The sequence below is a fragment of the Paraburkholderia fungorum genome (assembly GCF_046026025.1).
In the GTDB taxonomy this organism is placed as follows: domain Bacteria; phylum Pseudomonadota; class Gammaproteobacteria; order Burkholderiales; family Burkholderiaceae; genus Paraburkholderia; species Paraburkholderia fungorum_E.
In genome coordinates this window covers 385196-403146 of the sequence record NZ_JAQQFL010000003.1, presented here as the reverse complement: position 1 = coordinate 403146, position 17951 = coordinate 385196, and the positions used below count along the sequence as shown (strand labels likewise).

Here is a 17951-nt window from a genome sequence, read left to right as displayed (position 1 = left end):
AGCCGCAATCAACGCTGCGCTCCGATTTTCGCCAACTATCTGGGGCAACCACCCAGCTATAGAGCGTAGAACCTCGTCGGGGCATCCATCCAAGACTTGTCCAACGTCAACACTTCCTTTTGAATCTAGCACCGTGACTTGCAACTCTACGTCATCGAGTCCCGAGCCAAAGCGAAGTTCGAGCCGTGGCGTCAGACTTCGTCGATGCGTCGACAAGTGGTTCTGCTGGAGTAGTCCGTTTAGCGCGAGCCAAAACCGGTGAAGCTCAAGCAACGACGCTTTTGCGGAATAGAGTTTTTGGTATTCCTCACAGGCCTGACGCATTGCGGGCGAGAAGCTTGCATCATTTTCGATTTCGGGGCACAACACCTTTGCCGCGGCAACTGGTTCGTCGATTGAGCGGAACTCGCTGCGTCGGTCGAGAAGTTGACGGAGCCGTCGCAAATCGCGCCAACCGGGGAAAGTTATGGCGTTGGTGAGGCCGAGGTATCGTCCCGTGCCGGGCGGTGGTAGGACTACCTTCCGAACAAGTGCGCCGGCTGCATTCTGCCGATTGCACCAGTCGCGCAATCGTCGCCATAATGCGGGCAAAGCCGTGCGATTGGTAAAGAGATTAGGCGAATCAAACGCTAACGCCAGATTCTCGCCAAATTCTTGAGTGAGGTCGTTATTATCGGCAGTTGCGACAATGGCACACGTCATTACCAGATATCGAAAAAATCCCGGTGCGTCTGCTGTGGCTTTAAAGACAAGATTGCCACGCGCGAGAGCGTCAGACATCGCAGCAGCCCCGCCGCATGCTCGCGCAAGCACTGGCAAAGGGTCGATATGTTTGTCTAGTTTGAGTGCCGCCTGCAGCTGCATTTCGGACGCGTCGATATAACGTACTGCGCCCGCCCCGAAAAGACCGTCGGACCTCAGATAATAGGTCGCAAGCGCGGATTCGGCGCGTCGCTGGTCAGCCGCCGAAAATGCATCCTCTGTGATGGTCGCCACTTGCTGCCTCTCAAATTGTCATTCTTCTTCGATGTGCAAACGCCCGCTTTTCCGGCCGGATATAGATGGCGTGTCGATATTCATCGGACGTACAAATGTAACAGATTGTTAGCTGCGTGCAATTGCTGCCGCGCCTTTTGCGCGAACAATAATAAGTGCCAGACATTACCCTTATGCGGTAGGCATCAATTGGAGCGGATGGCGGCCCAACATGCCGACCTGCTCGACTGCACCCTGACGGAAGCAGCCGCCGGCATTGAAGTGGCAGCAAGAGACCTGCGGATTTCTGACGCCGGTTTCGTACGACTGGGTCGAGCCATGGACTGGATTGGCTCCGCGCAAAGGCTGATGGAAGCAGTTAAGGAGCGAATCCGAATGAGCAACGAGACGACGGAAGACGAAGCTGGGCTAAATGCACACCAATCGAGTCTCTGCTTCCCCGGTTGATTGCTTCTGGCCGCGGCTACGCTCTTACGCCTCGACGGGTCGTCGAAGAGCGTAGAGTTATTCGACCGATTCGTCGCGCGGCCCATCCACCTCGTCCCAATGTCGCACTATCGTCGGGTCCAACCAGTCTGCCGCGCGACGAATCCAGCCAGCGTCAATCACCCCGTCGTTTGAAGTCAGTTTTTCGGTTTGGAACTTGTCGGCAAGGTTCCTCAACCGAATTGCCCGCTCAAGTTTGGTTGCCCACTCTTCAACTTGTTTGAGACGGTCGAGTGCCTTCATCCGTATTTCGGCCTGGCGTCGCTCTTGCGCGGCCTTGGCTTCAGCAATGACATGGCGCTTGGCGTCAATTTCGGCTTTCACGCGCTGGCGGATTGAGAGCTCACGAAGTCGGCCGACAAATGCCACGATTTTGGTTTCAACGGACGCGCTCCGACTGTCGCCAATTTTCGCCAACTCATAGCTGCTATTTGGCTCGGTCACCGCAATATCGAACTCACCCGTTGGATGATATTCGTACTGCTGGGTGTGGAAGTTGAATCCAACTTCTTCGTTCTTCTGTCGTTGTTCGCGCGTCAGAGGCATGGGCTCCCGCCGGCTGCGCTCGCGAATTTTGAATGACAATTTGAGGTCCAGCACGGAAACGAATGCTCGAGTGGCGCCTTTAGCATCGGCAGAAATAGCGTAGCCTGCAGCCATCACCGATTCGAGCACAAGATTGAGGAGCAGCACCGCGCGCAGGCTGTTGGCGTTTGATGCGTCGACCCACATCAGCCCCGCACCGTCACACCGGCGCCATTCCTGAGCATCGCGCCCCTTGCCATCAAGCTTGTTCGCGATTCGCTTCGCCAGCGGCAAACAGTCCTCCAGGGATGTCCGCAGGGGAAGGTTTGGTATTGCGGGGCGATGCGGCAAGTCTTCTGCAAGACTTTCACGATATCGGGCGTCGAACTCGTCGTCTAACGGCGCAACGTACCTAGAACGGCGATAAGTCGTCGGTCCCTTCGTCGCGCCAAGCGGCGGCCTTTTCACGGCCCGCCCCGCTGCCAATTTAGCCCAGTAGCCGACTGGTGGAAGCGGCACTTCGAGGTCCAGGCATATTTTCCGAAGCCCAACATCGGAAATCGCATAGCGCTTCGCGACCTTGGTAACCGGCTCGTTCCACACTTGCTCGTAAAGCTCCTCTCGCTGAAAGTCGGTGTATTCCCAACCCATCTTCGTACCCCCACAGAGAAAACAATGGTCTGCGCGAGCGATGCAATGCTGCGCAGACCGGACACACCCGCTACAGCAGCCGACACTTCGGAAGCAATTCTGTTCCACGGACGACGAGCCCATATAAGTGGGAAGACTACATTCCGCATGGAACTCTCAATCGAAAACTCTGCGGTATCAGGCGCGGCCTCGGCAACACGCCCTGATGCGACGCAAGCCTCAATCGAACTGCTCTGCTTCATTTTTGGCGATGCAGACGGTGATATCAGCGTCGTGGCACGCGATTTGGGGCTATCGGACGCCAGCTTTCTTCGGCTATGGCTTGCACGCGACCGAGTTGCTTGCGCGCAGAGGCTACTGGAAACAGTGAGGGAAGTTGCAGGCAGTGCAGCGGGCTGGGCGGGACTGTCTCCGGCCGAGGCCGAAGGAATCGTGGAAACAATCGCCGCCGCAATGCGGGCGGAAGTTGGAATTGCTGGCAAGGGAGTGGCCGGAGGACTATCCGGCCAGGGCGGCGGAGTGGCTGACTCTCGACGGACCAAGCAGGTGGTGAACCGGTCCGAGGCCCCACAGGTTCGACGCGAATCCCGGACTGTAAGGGCGCGGAGGTGCCTTGAACGCGAAATCGGACGGTCGGTTGCAAACAGAAGGCGTCGAAAATGCCTCCGGCACCCTTTGCCGGTTAGTTCCGTTTACGCCTTGTCGGGTACGGCTTTGTGGCCATTGACGCCCCCGTAAGCGAAACTTTTCCGGGGGAGCGTAAAAGAAACTAATCCATGTCAGCACATGCAAACGGCCAGGTGCTCGGTAACCTCCACCGTCACCGACTTCGCCAGATTCCACGATTTCCCGACCTATTAGTTTCGGTGAACCGTTGTCACGCGGGGGTTTCGCGGTGAATTTCTGTGACCGTTAACCGAAACTGATAGCGCACATTAACCAAAACTAATAGTGCTCCCCAACAAAGTCTTCGGAAACGTTGTTCTTCATGGTCCACCGTCACCGACTTCGCCAGATTGCAACGATTCTCAACGTTCCGGGAATACGGACTCAACGCGGCGGATTTCCTATCGGAAACTCCGCTGGCCGCTAGGCGATCATTTGGGTCCGCATGGCGTGACGGACTTTATTCTTTCAGATCACACCCCCAGTTCGCCGGCGCGGCTACCTCGCCGATTTACTTGACATCTAAACTATCTAGGCCTAAATTACTTTCCAGAGCGACACCACTGGAGAGTCAACATGCGCATCGTATGTATCGGCGGCGGCCCGGCCGGCTTGTATTTTGGCCTGTTAATGAAGGGCCGGAACCCGGCGTATGACGTCACGGTGGTCGAACGCAACCGCCCCTATGACACCTTCGGCTGGGGCGTCGTATTCTCCGACCAGACGCTCGGCAACCTGCGCGCCGCCGACGCCCCGAGCGCGGACGCGATCCTCGACGCCTTCAATCACTGGGACGACATCGAGATCAATTTCCGCGGCAGTCAGATCCGCTCGTCGGGCCACGGCTTCTGCGGCATCGGCAGAAAACGTCTGCTGAATATCCTGCAGGCACGCTGCGAAGAACTGGGCGTCAAGCTGGTTTTCGAAACCCAGGTAACCGACGACGCAACCTACGACGCCGACCTGATCATCGCCTGCGACGGCGCCAACAGCGCGATCCGTCAGAAGTACACAGCCGCCTACAGGCCCGCGATCGACATGCGCGATTGCCGCTTCGTCTGGCTCGGCACCAAAAAGCTTTTCGATGCCTTCACATTCGCCTTCGAAGAAACGGAGTTCGGCTGGTTCCAGGCCCACGCTTATCGCTTCGACGATCAAACCTCCACGTTCATTGTGGAAACACCGGAGCGCGTGTGGCGCGCCGCCGGTCTCGACGAAATGAGCAAAGAGGACAGCATCGCATTCTGCGAGAAGCTGTTCGCCAAGTACCTGGACGGCAACCCATTGCTATCGAACGCCGCGCATTTGCGCGGGTCGTCGCAGTGGATTCGCTTCCCGCGCGTCGTCAACGAGGAATGGGTGCATTGGCGCAGCAACGCAGACGGCACGCAAACGCCGATCGTGCTGATGGGCGACGCCGCGCACACCGCGCACTTTTCGATCGGCTCGGGCACCAAGCTGGCGCTGGAAGACTCGATCGAACTTGCCAACAGCATGGGCGCGCATCCGGGTGATCTGCCCGCTGCGTTGCAGCACTACACGGACGTGCGCAGCATCGACGTGCTGCGTATCCAGAATGCCGCGCGCAATTCGACCGAATGGTTCGAGCATGTCGATCGCTATACGTCGTTCGAACCGGAACAGTTCGCCTATTCGCTGCTTACGCGTTCGCAGCGCATTTCGCACGAGAACTTACGTGAACGTGATGCAAGCTATCTCTCTACCTTCGAAGACTGGCTCGCACACCGCTCAGGCATCGACCGCTCGCCTGAAAGACACTCCGTGCCACCGATGTTCACGCCTTTCACGTTGCGTGGCGTCACGTTGAAGAATCGCGTCGTCGTCTCGCCGATGGCGCAATACTCCGCTGTCGACGGCGTCGCCGGTGACTATCATCTGATGCATCTCGGCGCCCGCGCCATGGGCGGAGCCGCGCTCGTCATGACGGAAATGACTTGCGTGTCGCCCGAAGCGCGCATCACGCCCGCTTGTCCAGGCATGTATGCGCCGGAACATCTCACGGCGTGGAAGCGCATTGTCGATCTCGTGCACAGTCAGTCGGACGCGAAGATCGGCATTCAACTCGGACACTCGGGCGCCAAAGGTTCGACACGCGTCGCGTGGGAAGGCATCGACCAGCCGCTCGACCAAGGCAATTGGCCGCTCGTGTCCGCTTCGCCGCAGCAATATTTAAGCGGCGTCAGTCAGACTTCGCATGAAGCCACGCGAGACGAACTTAACGAAATCGAAGCGCAGTTCGTACTCGCCGCACAGATGTCCGCAAAGGCAGGCTTCGATTGGCTCGAACTGCACTGCGCACACGGCTATTTTCTGTCGAGCTTCCTGTCGCCGTTGACCAACCATCGCACCGACGAATACGGCGGCTCACTTGAAAACCGTCTGCGCTACCCGTTGCAGGTCTTCAAGGCGATCCGAGCGGTCTGGCCGCAAGACAAGCCGATTTCCGTACGTATTTCCGCGAACGACTGGGTCGAGGGCGGCACCACGCCCGACGATGCCGTGCAAATTGCTCGCGCCTTCAAGGCGGCAGGCGTCGATATGGTCGACGTCTCGTCGGGCCAAGTCAGCAAGCAGGAAAAGCCCGTGTACGGTCGCATGTTCCAGACACCCTTCTCCGACCGCGTGCGCAACGAGGCAGGCATCGCCACGATCGCCGTTGGCGCGATCTCGGAAGCGGACCACGTGAACAGCATCATCGCGGCAGGCCGTGCCGATCTCTGCGCCATAGCGCGGCCGCATCTGGCCAATCCGTCGTGGACGTTGAACGAAGCCGCGAAGATCGGTTACTTCGACGTGACGTGGCCGCAGCCCTACACGGCGGCCAAGTCGCAACTCGAACGCAATCTCGAACGGGAACGCGCCCAGGCGGCGGCGAACGCGGGCCTGTCACCGCAAGAACGCGCGCAACGCGCCGAAGGAACCACGTGAATACGCCCACTACCTCAACGCTCACGGGGCAGCATGCCGTGGTCACCGGCGGTGGCAGCGGCATCGGTGCAGCCGTCGCTGAAGCACTGTTGCGGGCCGGCGCGCGCGTCACGTTGATGGGCCGCGATGCACAACGTCTGGAGGCGCAGCGGGAACGTTTCAACGGACTCGGCGATGTCGCCTGCATCAGCGTCGACGTCACCCGCGAAGAATCGGTCGAGAAAGCCTTCGCACAAGCGGGCGCGATCGACATCCTCGTGAACAACGCCGGCCAGGCGCAGGCCGCGCCTTTCGCGCACACCGACATGGCGCTCTGGCAGCGCATGCTCGACGTGAACCTCACGGGCGTGTTCCTCGGCACACGTGCCGTGTTACCCGGCATGCTCGAACGCGGCCACGGCCGCATCGTCAATGTTGCGAGCACGGCGGGCCAGATCGGCTATGCGTATGTCGCCGCGTACTGCGCCGCGAAACACGGTGTGATCGGCCTGACGCGTTCGCTTGCTTTGGAAGTCGCGACCAAAGGCATCACGGTCAACGCCGTCTGCCCCGGTTATACAGAAACCGAATTGCTGCACGCGTCGCTCGAACAGATCACCAGCAAGACCTCGCGCACCGAACAGCAAGCGCGCGAAACCTTGCTTCGCTCGAATCCACAACATCGGTTCGTGAGCCCGGAGCAAGTCGCCAACGCCGTGCTTTGGCTCTGCCAACCCGGCTCGGACGCGATCACGGGCCAATCCATTTCCATCTCCGGTGGAGAAGTAATGTGACCAAGTCATCGAATATCAAAACGCCCCCATCGGCCGACGTCAAGCCGACGCGCAAAGGCGTCGCCAAACCTGCGGAGAACGTCGTGGATCTGGAAATGAGCACCGGCGCCGATAGCCATATGGGCCTGCGTTTGTGGCTGCGCATGCTGACTACGACCAACCTCGTGCAAGCCGAATTGCGCAAGCGCCTGCGCAACGAATTCGACACCACGTTGCCGCGTTTCGACCTGATGGCGCAACTCGAACGTCATCCGGAAGGGTTGAAGATGACTGAGTTGTCGCGCCGTTTGATGGTGACGGGCGGCAACGTGACCGGCATTACCGATCAACTCGAAAAGGAAGGGCTGGTTTCGCGCGACACCGATCCGAACGATCGCCGTTCGATCAGCGTCTGCCTGACACCCGCCGGCCGCAAGGCGTTCGACAAGATGGCGGTGGCGCACGAGCAATGGGTCGTCGAACTGTTCGGCGGCTTGAGCCTCGACGAAAAATCGCGGACTCATCAGCGCCTGGGCAAACTCAAACAACATCTGCTCGACAGTCTGAAAGACTGATCCGCACCGAGCAACCATCTTGCATGGGACCCGAGTAAGACGCTAAAGCGTCAACTCTGGTCGACACAGGAGACACGCATGACACGATCCAATACCGACGCGCTGCTGGCCGGCAACCGCCTGACACTCGCCGGCTACGAGGCGCAGCACTTCGGCTGGTCGGTCGCCGACAAGGTCGGGACGATCACGTTGAATCGCCCGGAACGCAAGAACCCGCTGACATTCGAATCGTACGCGGAGTTGCGCGATCTGTTCCGGCAACTCGCCTATGCAACCGACGTGAAGGCGGTTGTGATCCACGGCGCGGGTGAGAACTTCTGCTCCGGCGGCGACGTACACGACATCATCGCGCCGCTGATCGATCTGCCCATGCCGGAACTGCTGTTGTTCACCCGCATGACCGGCGACCTGGTCAAGGCGATGCGCCATTGCCCGCAACCCATCATTGCCGCGGTCGACGGTGTGTGCGCCGGCGCTGGCGCAATTCTGGCGATGTCGTCCGACATGCGGCTCGGCACCGCTCGCAGCAAGCTCGCGTTTCTGTTCACACGCGTCGGCCTCGCCGGTTGCGATATGGGCGCGTGCGCGATCCTGCCGCGCATCATCGGTCAGGGACGCGCATCGGAATTGCTGTTCACCGGCCGCTCGGCGAGTGGCGACGAAGGCCACGCCTGGGGCTTCTATAACCGCCTGTGCGAGCCGGCAGCGCTGCTCGCGGACGCGCAAAAGCTCGCGGCCGATCTCGTCGCCGGTCCGACTTTCGCGCACGGCATCACGAAGAAGATGCTGCACCAGGAATGGAGCATGAGCATCGACGAAGCGATCGAGTCGGAAGCGCAAGCCCAGGCCATCTGCATGAGCACACGTGATTTCGAACGTGCGTATAACGCGTTTGCCGCGAAGTCGCGTCCCGTGTTCGAGGGAGATTGAATTGAGCACTCACAACGATATGGATCTGCACAGCGCGCTGGCCTGGCCGTTTTTCGAACCCCGTCATCGCGAACTGGCCAAGGGTATCGAGGCATGGTGCCGCGAGAATCTCTCGCACGTCAAGCACGATGACGTCGACGCGACCTGCCGGCGCCTCGTCCGCGAACTCGGTGCGGCAGGCTGGCTGACCCACGGTGTCGGCGGGGTTGCCTATGGCGGACATGGCGACACCATCGACACGCGCGCCGTCTGCCTGTTGCGCGAGACGCTCGCGAGGCATTCCGGTCTTGCGGACTTCGCGTTGGCGATGCAAGGGCTCGGCTCAGGCGCGATCTCGCTCGGCGGCACGCATGAGCAAAAGACGCGTTATTTGCCACGCGTCGCGAACGGCACGGCCATCGCCGCCTTTGCGCTGTCCGAACCGGAAGCGGGATCGGACGTCGCCGCGATGGCCCTCTCAGCGCGCGAAGACGGTGACTTCTACGTGCTCGACGGCGACAAGACATGGATCTCCAACGGCGGCATCGCGGATTTCTACGTGGTGTTCGCCAGAACCGGCGAAGCACCGGGCGCACGCGGCATTAGCGCCTTCATCGTCGACGCCGACACGCCGGGTCTGGAAATCGCCGAACGCATCGACGTCATCGCACCGCATCCGCTGGCGCGTTTGCACTTTGCCGGCGCACGCGTGCCGCGCAGCCAGATGCTCGGTGCCCCCGGCGAAGGCTTCAAGCTCGCGATGCGTACGCTGGACATCTTCCGCACGTCGGTCGCCGCTGCGTCGTTGGGTTTCGCGCGTCACGCCATGGCTGAAGGCCTCTCGCGTGCGGCATCGCGCAAGATGTTCGGACAGACGCTCGGTGATTTTCAGTTGACCCAAGCCAAACTGGCGCAGATGGCGTTGACGATCGACAGCAGCGCGCTGCTCGTTTATCGCGCGGCGTGGCTGCGTGATCAGGGCGAAAACGTCACGCGTGAAGCCGCGATGGCCAAGTGGCATGCCAGCGAAGGCGCGCAACAGGTGATCGACGCGGCCGTGCAGCTGTATGGCGGCATGGGCGTGCAAAGCGGCACCGCCGTCGAGATGCTGTACCGCGAAATTCGTGCGTTGCGGATCTACGAAGGCGCGACCGAAGTGCAGCAATTGATTGTCGGCCGCGATCTGTTGAAGGCACACGCCGCGGAAGTCGCCAAGGACGCGGCGCGATGAACACGACCTTCGAAAGACCCGTGCGCATCCGCTTTTCGCACTGCGATCCGGCCGGCATCGTGTTCTTTCCGCAATATCTGGTGATGACCAACGCGTTGGTCGAAGACTGGTTTAACGAAGGCCTGCGGATCGACTACGCGCAGATGATCGCGCAACGGCGGGTCGGCTTGCCGATCGTCAAACTCGATTGCGAATTTTCAAGGCCGAGCCAGATGGGCGAAACGATCACGCTGTCGCTCAAGGTCACGAAGGTGGGGCGGCGCTCGATCAACATTGAGATCGTCGGCCGGCACGCCGACGAAATCCGCTTCAGTGCGAAACAGGTGCTGGTCACGACATCGCTCGAAAGCGGGTCATCCATCGACATTCCCTCCGACATCGCGAGCGCACTCGCGACGTTCGCTCCACAGCCCGAACCCATCGAGGCACATCGATCATGAAAAAAGCTCTCCTCCCTGCTGGCTGGATCAAGCCCCGCGGCTACGCGAACGGCGTTGCGGCAACCGGTACGCAAGTGTTCATCGCCGGCCAGATCGGCTGGGACGAACAGGCGCGTTTTCAGACCACGGATTTCGCACAGCAAGCGATTCAGGCGCTCAAGAACGTCGTCGCCGTGCTGCATGAAGCGGGCGGCAAACCTGAACACCTGGTCCGCCTGACGTGGTACGTCACGGACAAGCGCGAGTACCTCGCCGCGCTGAAAGATATCGGCCGGGCGTTTCGCGAGCTGATCGGCGACTACGACATCGCGATGAGCGCGGTACAGGTCGTTGCCTTGATCGAAGACGAAGCCAAGGTCGAGATCGAAGCAACGGCAGTGATTCCCCAATAAGCGCAGCACACGAAACACGCAACCCACCAAGCCAACCGAAGCGCATTCAGCCGGCTCAACGCCCGGGAGACCATGATGGAACCGTCAGCACACGTCGATACCTTCGCGCGCGACAATCTTCCGCCGCAGGATCAATGGCCTGTCTTTCTGCTCGACAACCCGGACGTTGCCTACCCGGCGCGCTTCAATTGCGCGACGGAATTACTCGACAGAACGATCGAAGCGGGACATCGCGACCGTCCCGCGATCTGGTCGGATGTGGATGGAAAGCCGCAGGCGACCACGTACGGTGAGTTGCTTGCCTTGGTGAACCGCAGCGCGCATGTGCTGGTCGATGAAATGGGTTTGCAGCCGGGCAACCGTGTGCTGCTGCGCGGACCGAACACCTTGCATATGGCGGTGGCCGCGCTCGCCGCGTTGAAGGCCGGTCTCGTCCTGGTGCCCACCATGCCGCTGCTGCGTGCGAAAGAACTCAAGCAGATCATCGAGAAGGCGCAAGTCAGCGCCGCGCTATGCGACGCACGTCTGACCGATGAACTCGCGCGCTGCAACGATCCTCAGGACGAGTTCCACTGTGCGGGTCTCAAACAAACGCGCCTGTTTCACGACGATTCCGCCGATTCGCTCGACAGCCTCGCGCTCAGCAAACCGGACGACTTCACCGCGTGCGACACCGCCGACGACGACGTCTGCCTGATCGCCTTCACCAGCGGAACGACGGGTGCACCGAAAGGTTGCATGCACTTTCACCGCGACGTGCTGGCGATGTGCGATCTGTTTCCGCGGCACGTTTTGAAGCCTTCATCGAGCGATGTGTTTTGCGGCACGCCGCCGCTTGCCTTCACATTCGGCCTGGGCGGCTCGTTGTGCTTTCCGCTGCGAGCGGGTGCCTCGACGGTGCTGATCGAGCGGCTCACGCCCGAGACCTTGCTGCAAACCGTCGAACGCTTTCACGCGACGGTCATGTTCACCGCGCCGACCTTCTATCGGCAAATGGCGCCGCTTGTCACGCATCACGACGTTTCGAGCCTGAAGAAAACGGTTTCGGCGGGTGAAGCGTTGCCGGATTCGACACGCCGTCTATGGCACGACGCCACGGGCATCGACATGATCGACGGGATCGGCGGCACGGAGCTGATCCATATTTTCATCTCGGCGCAAGGCGGCGAAATTCGCCCGAATGCCATCGGCCGCGCGGTGCCGGGCTACGTCGTGCAAGCCGTGGACGATGCCATGCAGCCGGTCCCGGCCGGCACCATCGGCAAACTCGCGGTACGCGGGCCGACGGGTTGCCGCTACCTGGCCGACGAACGCCAGACGAAGTTCGTTCGCGACGGCTGGAACCTTCCCGGCGACTCCGTCTACCTGGACGAAGACGGTTACGTGTTTTATCAGGCCCGCGCCGACGACATGATCGTCTCCGCCGGCTACAACATCTCCGGGCCGGAAGTGGAAAGCGTGCTGCTGCAGCATGACGCGGTGGCGGAATGCGGCGTGATCGGCGTGGCCGACGAGACGCGCGGGCAGATCGTGAAAGCCTTCGTGGTGCTGAACCCAGGTTATGCGCCAGGCGACGAACTGGTCGCGCAACTGCAGGATTTCGTGAAGAATAGCGTGGCGCCGTATAAATACCCGCGCGCCATCGCATTCCTGAAGTCGCTGCCGCGCACCGAAACGGGCAAGCTCAAGCGCTTTGAATTGCGTACGCTGAAGTAGCCCCTCATGTAACCCTTCATGTAACCTCTCACGTAGTTCCTTTTCCTGCCGGAGACACACCGCATGGCTGACTCTTTCATCGAAGTCGTCGCCCAGGACGGCGGCCGTTTCAACGCCTACGTTGCGCGTCCGGCGCAAGGCTCGGGCCCGGGGCTCGTGCTGCTGCAGGAAATTTTCGGCATCAACGAGACGATGAAGTCGGCGGCCGACCGCTTCGCCGAAGAAGGCTACGTGGTGCTGGTGCCGGATCTCTTCTGGCGGATCAAGCCGGGCATTTCGCTCGGCTACGGCGAAGCCGATATGAAGCAGGCGCTCGACTGCCTCGGCCGCTTCGATGTCGATCTCGCCATCGACGATATCGCGGCAACGGTCGCGACATTGCGCGGATTGCCGGAGCAGGCCGGCAAGGTAGGCGCGGTCGGCTACTGTCTTGGCGGCAAGCTCGCGTTCCTGAGCGCGGCCCGCACCGACGTGGATTGCGCGGTCAGTTACTACGGCGTCGGCCTGGAAGCGCATCTGGACGAAGTGCCCGCCGTGCGCTGCCCGATGGTGTTCCATTTTCCCGAAAACGACGCACACTGCCCGCCCGACACACGCGAGCGAATCAGCGCCGCATTGCGCACGCGTCCGCAAATCGAGCAATACGTGTACCCGGGTTGCGACCATGCGTTCGCCGCAGCATCGCGCCCGCAATATGACAAACCCGCCGCGATGATGGCCTATTCGCGCACGCTCGCGCTGCTGCGTAAAGTGCTGGGACCGGTCTACGATCTGAACGCGTTGTGGGAGGCACATTGCTACTACGAGTTCGCCACGCGCGACGTCGATGCAGTCATGCCGACCATGGTCGCGCAACCTTACGTCAATCACGTCCCCACCATGACGGGCGGCGTCGGCCATGACAGGCTCAAGCGGTTCTACACGCATCACTTCGTCAACTCGAATCCTGCCGATACGAAGCTGATTCCAATTTCGCGCACGATCGGCGCGGATCGCGTCGTCGACGAATTCATTTTCAGCTGCACGCATAGCTGCGAAATCGACTGGCTGCTGCCCGGCGTCGCGCCAACCGGTAAATATTTCGAAGTGCCAATGCTGGCCGTGGTGTGCTTTCGCGGCGACAAGCTGTACAACGAGCACATCTATTGGGATCAGGCTTCCGTGCTGGTGCAGGTCGGCTTGCTGAATCCCGAAGGGCTGCCGGTGGCCGGTATCGAAAGCGCGCGCAAGCTGCTTGATGAGACCTTGCCGTCGAATCAGTTAATGGGCGCGAAGTCCCGAGTGTGACGGTTGGCCGGGTTGGCCGGGGATGACTGTGTTTGACCCGCAGCGGGCAACTAGAGCCCCACCTCGGCGCAACACCCCTATGATGTGACTCTTCACAGGCCAACCACTCTCGACCTATGCTGATCGTCCATCATCTGAACAACTCCCGCTCGCAACGCGTGTTGTGGCTGCTCGAAGAACTCGGCGTTCCGTACGAGATCAAGCGCTACGAGCGCGACCCGAAAACGATGCTCGCGCCGCCCGAATTGCGCGCGATCCATCCGCTCGGCAAATCACCGGTCATTGTGGACGACGGCCAGACCATCGCCGAATCGGGCGCGATCATCGAGTATCTGGTCGACAAGTACGGTCAAGGCCGCTTCGCGCCTGCTGCGGGCACGCCCGAGCGTCTGCGTTACAGCTACTGGATGCACTATGCGGAAGGCTCGGCCATGCCGCCGCTACTGCTCAAGCTGGTGGCGCTGCGTATTGCCGGCGCGCCGATGCCGTTCTTCGCCAAACCGATCGCCCGCAAGATCGCCGCGACGCTCCAGTCGAGTTTCATCGATCCTCAGTTGAAGCTGCATCTCGGCTACATCAATAAGGAATTGGGCACGACCGGCTGGTTCGTCGGCAACGATTTCTCGGCGGCCGACGTTCAGATGAGCTTTCCGCTCGAAGCCGCCACCGCGCGCGGCGGCATGGAAGGACAGATTCCCGCCATCGTCGATTTCCTGAAGCGCATTCACGCCCGGCCGGCCTATCAGCGGGCGTTGGAGCGCGGCGGCAAGTACGAACTGCTGGGCGGCGATTGACGGCCAGACGCGCCCAGGAAATCGTAGTTGTAGCTCGAAAGTCGCGGGTGCTAGACTAAATTCCCCATTGCCATCAACGGGTTGCCGACCGGATTTGTGACTTCGTGCCGAGCGGCGGCGCGTCCGGCATCCGCTCGCACCCGATCGATCAAGGCAAAGGAGTCCCTGCATGACCCATTCCATCCACGGCAACAAACGCTGGCTGGCGCTGATCGTTCTGTGCCTCGGCGTGCTCATGATCGTGCTGGATACGACGATCGTGAACGTTGCTTTGCCGTCGATCGCCGCGGACCTCGGTTTTACCGAGACCTCGCTGGTGTGGGTGGTCAATGCGTACATGCTCACGTTCGGCGGTTGCCTGCTGCTCGGCGGGCGGCTAGGCGATCTGTATGGCCACCGCAAGCTGTTCCTCGGCGGCATCACGCTGTTCACGCTGGCGTCGCTCGCATGCGGCATGGCGAATTCGCAAATCCTGCTGGTGGGCGCGCGTGCCGTGCAGGGTTTGGGCGGCGCGGTCGTCTCCGCTGTTTCGCTGTCGCTGATCATGAACCTGTTCACCGAGACCGGCGAACGGGCCAAAGCGATGGGCGTATACGGCTTCGTCTGCGCGGGTGGTGGCAGCATCGGCGTCCTGCTCGGCGGCCTGCTGACCAACCTGCTGAGCTGGCACTGGATCTTTCTCGTCAACTTGCCGATCGGCATCGCCGTCTACGCGCTGTGTGTCGCGCTCCTGCCGTCGGCGCGTGGCCATGCGCATGGCGAACGGCTCGACGTAGCCGGCGCAGTGACCGTAACGGCTTCGCTCATGCTCGCCGTGTACGCGGTCGTGAACGGCAATGAAGCCGGTTGGACCTCGGCGCAGACGCTGGGCCTGCTGTTCGCCGCGCTCGCGCTGCTGGCTGTGTTTCTCGTTATCGAAGCGCGCGTGCAGCATCCGTTGATGCCGCTCGGTCTGTTCCGCCTGCGCAATGTCGCGACCGCCAATGTGGTCGGCGTGTTGTGGGCAGCAGCCATGTTCGCGTGGTTCTTCATCTCCGCGTTGTATCTGCAGCGCGTGCTCGGTTACCGGCCCTTGCAGGTCGGGCTCGCGTTTTTGCCGGCCAATCTGATCATGGCGTTCTTTTCGTTGGGCCTGTCGGCGCGCGTGGTGATGCGCTTCGGTCTGCGCGTTCCGCTTGCCACCGGGCTGCTCGTCGCCGCATGCGGGCTCGCGCTGTTCGCGCGGGCACCGGTCCACGGCAGCTTCGTGCTCGACGTGCTGCCCGGCATGATCCTGCTCGGCTTCGGTGCGGGCATCGCGTTCAATCCCATGCTGCTGGCCGCCATGAGCGACGTCGATCCGAGCGATTCGGGACTCGCGTCCGGCATCGTCAATACATCGTTCATGATGGGTGGCGCGCTCGGCCTCGCGGTGCTCGCCAGTCTCGCCGCCGCGCGCAGCGACGCGATGCAAGCCTCGCAAAGCGCCGCGGCGGCTCTTAATAGCGGCTATCACGTGGCATTTCTGTTCGGTGCGATATTCGCTGCGGCAGCGGGTGTGCTGGGTGGTTTGCTGTTGCGGCCGGGGCAAGGTGACACTCGCGCGGACGCGGATGGTCACAGTCACGGTCATGGCGTATCGGTATCGGAGCATCCTCGCGCCGCCGGCAACGAAGCGACGACTGAAAACTATTGACGGGCGCGGGGCGAATATAGAGCAAGCGCGATCAAATGGGACGGGGCTCGCCCGGCTATGCTGGTTTCATGCAGACACGAGAGCAGAAATGAACCCCGTCGGAAAAGCGCTCTGGTTTATCGAAAGCCATTTTGCCCGCGTGCTGACGCTCGACGAAATCGCCAGCGGCGGATGCGTGTCGCGCTTTCATCTGGCGCGCGCGTTCGAAGCGGCCACCGGGTTTTCGGTGATGCGCTATGTTCGCGCACGCCGCTTGAGCGAAGCGGCACGGCACCTTGCAGAGGGCGCCCCCGACATCCTGGCGGTCGCCGTCGACGCGGGTTACGGCTCTCACGAAGCATTCACGCGTGCGTTTCGCGAGCAATTCGGCCTCACACCCGAAGCGCTGCGCGCGCGTGGTCACCTCGACAACCTTGCCCTCGTGGAGCCGATCAGAATGGACAAACTCTCTCTCACGCATCTCGACCCGCCGCGTTTCGAAGACGGCAAACCGTTTCTCGTCGCGGGCCTGAGCGAACGCTATACCTGCGAAACCACCGCCGCGATTCCTTCGCAGTGGCAGCGCTTTGGCGAGCACTTCGGCAGAGTGCCGGGCCAGGTCGGCAACGTGGCGTATGGCGTCTGCTACAACGCTGACGATGCCGGCAATATCGACTATCTGTGTGGGGTCGAAGTCAGCGACTTCTCGACCTTGCCTGCCGAGCTGAGCCGCTTGCGCATTTCTCCGCAACGCTACGCGGTGTTCAGCCACCGTGAGCACGTCTCGACCGTGCGGCACACCTGGAACACGATCTGGAATGAATGGCTGCCGGCATCGGGACATGTCCCCGCCGACGCGCCGAACTTCGAACGCTATGACGAAAAATTCGACCCGGTCAGCGGCATGGGCGGGCTCGAAATCTGGCTACCGTTGAAGGCTTGATGGAAGAGTTAAGCCTCGGGCTGGTGGCAAACCGCTTCGATGTTGTGCCCGTCCGGACCGATGACAAAAGCAGCATAGTAGTTCGCGTGGTAGTGCGGGCGCGGACCAGGCGCGCCATTGTCTTTGCCACCCGCCTCGAGGGTCGCGCGATAGAAAGCGTCGACTTGCTGGCGGGAGCACTATCCACGGTCGTGTGCTAACGCTTAAAGCGATGCCCGCTCCAGAAACTTTCTGATCTCGAGAGAGTAGGCGCCAGGATGCGAGAACCTGAACATGTGACCGGTGCGCGGCATGATGACTTCCTGCGAATCCTTTATGCCGTTCAGGAGGATCCCCGCGGCCTCTTCGCCGATCAGCTTGTCTTCCTCGGGAGTCAGGATCAGCGTGGGGACGTCGATCTTCTTCAGCAAGGCCGTATAGTCCGCCTTCTCGATCGAGCGCAGGCGGTTGATGTAGGCTTTGTGGGGCGTCTCCTTGACGAAGAAGGCCCGACTCTTGCCGGTTGACCAGGGGATCTCCCCCTCCTTGTCAAACGACGAAGCCAACTGCGCTGCGTGGACCCGAAGAGTCGTCTGCCGGTAAAAGGGCCCGCTGAAGAACGGTGCAAGCGCTGCCAGCGTCTTGAGCAAGGGTGACGTGATCGGGCTCCTGGCAAAACCACCAGAGAGCACCAGGCCCTTCAGGCCCTGCGGCTGCCGCGTCGCAACCGCGATCGAGGAGACCGCGCCATACGAATCGCCAACCAACACATAGTGCTCGAGGTCCTTCACCTGGTCAGCGATGAAGTCGGCCAACGTTTCCAGCTCGCACACGTCGTCCGGCAAACGAAGGGTACGCATGGGGCGGCTCTGCAAGTGGGTCAACTGGTCAAGCTGCCACGGGGCCCCTGCGAAGCAAGGGATCATGACCAGGGTGGGCTCTGTTTTCACGGGGTATTCCTGGCGGGTTGAATAAACGACAACCGAACTCTAGGAGGCCCGAGGCA

The 17951-nt window shown here is 61.2% G+C and carries 15 protein-coding genes and 1 pseudogene; 12 read left to right on the top strand and 4 right to left on the bottom strand.

The window, feature by feature from the left end; genetic code table 11:
• The coding region (locus PQR67_RS06115; RefSeq protein WP_408455853.1) for a hypothetical protein at positions 1 to 996 on the bottom strand (996 nt) is incomplete at its 3' end.
• A gap of 504 nt (positions 997 to 1500) precedes the next feature.
• On the bottom strand, positions 1501 to 2658 hold the full coding sequence (locus PQR67_RS06110; protein WP_408455851.1) for a hypothetical protein: 1158 nt from the start codon (positions 2656 to 2658) through the stop codon (positions 1501 to 1503).
• A gap of 1242 nt (positions 2659 to 3900) precedes the next feature.
• On the opposite strand from PQR67_RS06110, the gene PQR67_RS06105 reads away from it, so the two are divergent.
• From PQR67_RS06105 to PQR67_RS06050, 12 genes are all read left to right on the top strand, one after another.
• The gene (locus PQR67_RS06105) at positions 3901 to 6273 is read left to right on the top strand and encodes a bifunctional salicylyl-CoA 5-hydroxylase/oxidoreductase (protein WP_408455848.1); all 2373 of its coding nucleotides are present in this window, start codon (positions 3901 to 3903) and stop codon (positions 6271 to 6273) included.
• The gene (locus PQR67_RS06100) at positions 6270 to 7046 is read left to right on the top strand and encodes an SDR family NAD(P)-dependent oxidoreductase (protein WP_408455845.1); all 777 of its coding nucleotides are present in this window, start codon (positions 6270 to 6272) and stop codon (positions 7044 to 7046) included. Before PQR67_RS06105 ends, PQR67_RS06100 begins: the two co-directional genes overlap by 4 nt.
• The gene (locus PQR67_RS06095) at positions 7043 to 7600 is read left to right on the top strand and encodes a MarR family winged helix-turn-helix transcriptional regulator (protein WP_408455842.1); all 558 of its coding nucleotides are present in this window, start codon (positions 7043 to 7045) and stop codon (positions 7598 to 7600) included. The genes PQR67_RS06100 and PQR67_RS06095 overlap by 4 nt, the downstream gene beginning before the upstream one ends.
• A 78-nt stretch (positions 7601 to 7678) precedes the next feature.
• Positions 7679 to 8530, top strand: coding sequence for an enoyl-CoA hydratase family protein (locus PQR67_RS06090; protein WP_408455839.1), 852 nt, complete (start codon positions 7679 to 7681; stop codon positions 8528 to 8530).
• A 19-nt stretch (positions 8531 to 8549) separates the two neighbouring features.
• Positions 8550 to 9740: an acyl-CoA dehydrogenase family protein gene (locus PQR67_RS06085; protein ID WP_408455905.1), complete on the top strand. Its 1191-nt coding sequence runs from the start codon at positions 8550 to 8552 to the stop codon at positions 9738 to 9740.
• A complete protein-coding gene (locus PQR67_RS06080; protein WP_408455836.1) occupies positions 9737 to 10180 on the top strand; it encodes an acyl-CoA thioesterase in 444 nt (147 codons plus the stop codon). Before PQR67_RS06085 ends, PQR67_RS06080 begins: the two co-directional genes overlap by 4 nt.
• Positions 10177 to 10572: a RidA family protein gene (locus PQR67_RS06075; protein WP_408455833.1), complete on the top strand. Its 396-nt coding sequence runs from the start codon at positions 10177 to 10179 to the stop codon at positions 10570 to 10572. The genes PQR67_RS06080 and PQR67_RS06075 overlap by 4 nt, the downstream gene beginning before the upstream one ends.
• Positions 10573 to 10647: 75 nt before the next feature.
• A complete protein-coding gene (locus PQR67_RS06070) occupies positions 10648 to 12288 on the top strand; it encodes an AMP-binding protein (protein ID WP_408455902.1) in 1641 nt (546 codons plus the stop codon).
• 63 nt (positions 12289 to 12351) lie between these two features.
• Positions 12352 to 13575 (top strand): dienelactone hydrolase family protein, encoded by a 1224-nt coding sequence (locus PQR67_RS06065; RefSeq protein WP_408455830.1) that lies wholly within the window; start codon positions 12352 to 12354, stop codon positions 13573 to 13575.
• A gap of 116 nt (positions 13576 to 13691) precedes the next feature.
• Positions 13692 to 14369: a glutathione S-transferase family protein gene (locus PQR67_RS06060; RefSeq protein ID WP_408455827.1), complete on the top strand. Its 678-nt coding sequence runs from the start codon at positions 13692 to 13694 to the stop codon at positions 14367 to 14369.
• Between the two features lie 169 nt (positions 14370 to 14538).
• Positions 14539 to 16044: a DHA2 family efflux MFS transporter permease subunit gene (locus PQR67_RS06055; protein WP_408455824.1), complete on the top strand. Its 1506-nt coding sequence runs from the start codon at positions 14539 to 14541 to the stop codon at positions 16042 to 16044.
• An 88-nt stretch (positions 16045 to 16132) separates the two neighbouring features.
• Complete coding sequence (locus tag PQR67_RS06050) at positions 16133 to 16966, top strand: AraC family transcriptional regulator (RefSeq protein WP_408455821.1); 834 nt, start codon at positions 16133 to 16135, stop codon at positions 16964 to 16966.
• 8 nt (positions 16967 to 16974) lie between these two features.
• On the opposite strand, the pseudogene PQR67_RS06045 reads toward PQR67_RS06050, so the two are convergent.
• Positions 16975 to 17142: pseudogene (locus tag PQR67_RS06045) on the bottom strand (VOC family protein); the annotation flags it as partial.
• A 27-nt stretch (positions 17143 to 17169) separates the two neighbouring features.
• Positions 17170 to 17805 carry an alpha/beta fold hydrolase gene (locus tag PQR67_RS06040; protein WP_408455818.1) on the bottom strand — a complete coding sequence of 212 codons (636 nt, stop codon included), beginning with the start codon at positions 17803 to 17805 and terminating at the stop codon, positions 17170 to 17172.
• Positions 17806 to 17951: the final 146 nt, after the last annotated feature.

What these genes read in the sequence shown, in the direction of transcription:
- PQR67_RS06110 (WP_408455851.1), bottom strand. Translation starts at nt 2,658, where the DNA reads ATGGGTTGGGAATACACCGACTTTCAGCGAGAGGAGCTTTACGAGCAA.
- PQR67_RS06105 (WP_408455848.1), top strand. Translation starts at nt 3,901, where the DNA reads ATGCGCATCGTATGTATCGGCGGCGGCCCGGCCGGCTTGTATTTTGGC.
- PQR67_RS06090 (WP_408455839.1), top strand. Translation starts at nt 7,679, where the DNA reads ATGACACGATCCAATACCGACGCGCTGCTGGCCGGCAACCGCCTGACA.
- PQR67_RS06085 (WP_408455905.1), top strand. Translation starts at nt 8,550, where the DNA reads ATGGATCTGCACAGCGCGCTGGCCTGGCCGTTTTTCGAACCCCGTCAT.
- PQR67_RS06080 (WP_408455836.1), top strand. Translation starts at nt 9,737, where the DNA reads ATGAACACGACCTTCGAAAGACCCGTGCGCATCCGCTTTTCGCACTGC.
- PQR67_RS06075 (WP_408455833.1), top strand. Translation starts at nt 10,177, where the DNA reads ATGAAAAAAGCTCTCCTCCCTGCTGGCTGGATCAAGCCCCGCGGCTAC.
- PQR67_RS06070 (WP_408455902.1), top strand. Translation starts at nt 10,648, where the DNA reads ATGGAACCGTCAGCACACGTCGATACCTTCGCGCGCGACAATCTTCCG.
- PQR67_RS06065 (WP_408455830.1), top strand. Translation starts at nt 12,352, where the DNA reads ATGGCTGACTCTTTCATCGAAGTCGTCGCCCAGGACGGCGGCCGTTTC.
- PQR67_RS06060 (WP_408455827.1), top strand. Translation starts at nt 13,692, where the DNA reads ATGCTGATCGTCCATCATCTGAACAACTCCCGCTCGCAACGCGTGTTG.
- PQR67_RS06055 (WP_408455824.1), top strand. Translation starts at nt 14,539, where the DNA reads ATGACCCATTCCATCCACGGCAACAAACGCTGGCTGGCGCTGATCGTT.
- PQR67_RS06050 (WP_408455821.1), top strand. Translation starts at nt 16,133, where the DNA reads ATGAACCCCGTCGGAAAAGCGCTCTGGTTTATCGAAAGCCATTTTGCC.
- PQR67_RS06040 (WP_408455818.1), bottom strand. Translation starts at nt 17,805, where the DNA reads ATGCGTACCCTTCGTTTGCCGGACGACGTGTGCGAGCTGGAAACGTTG.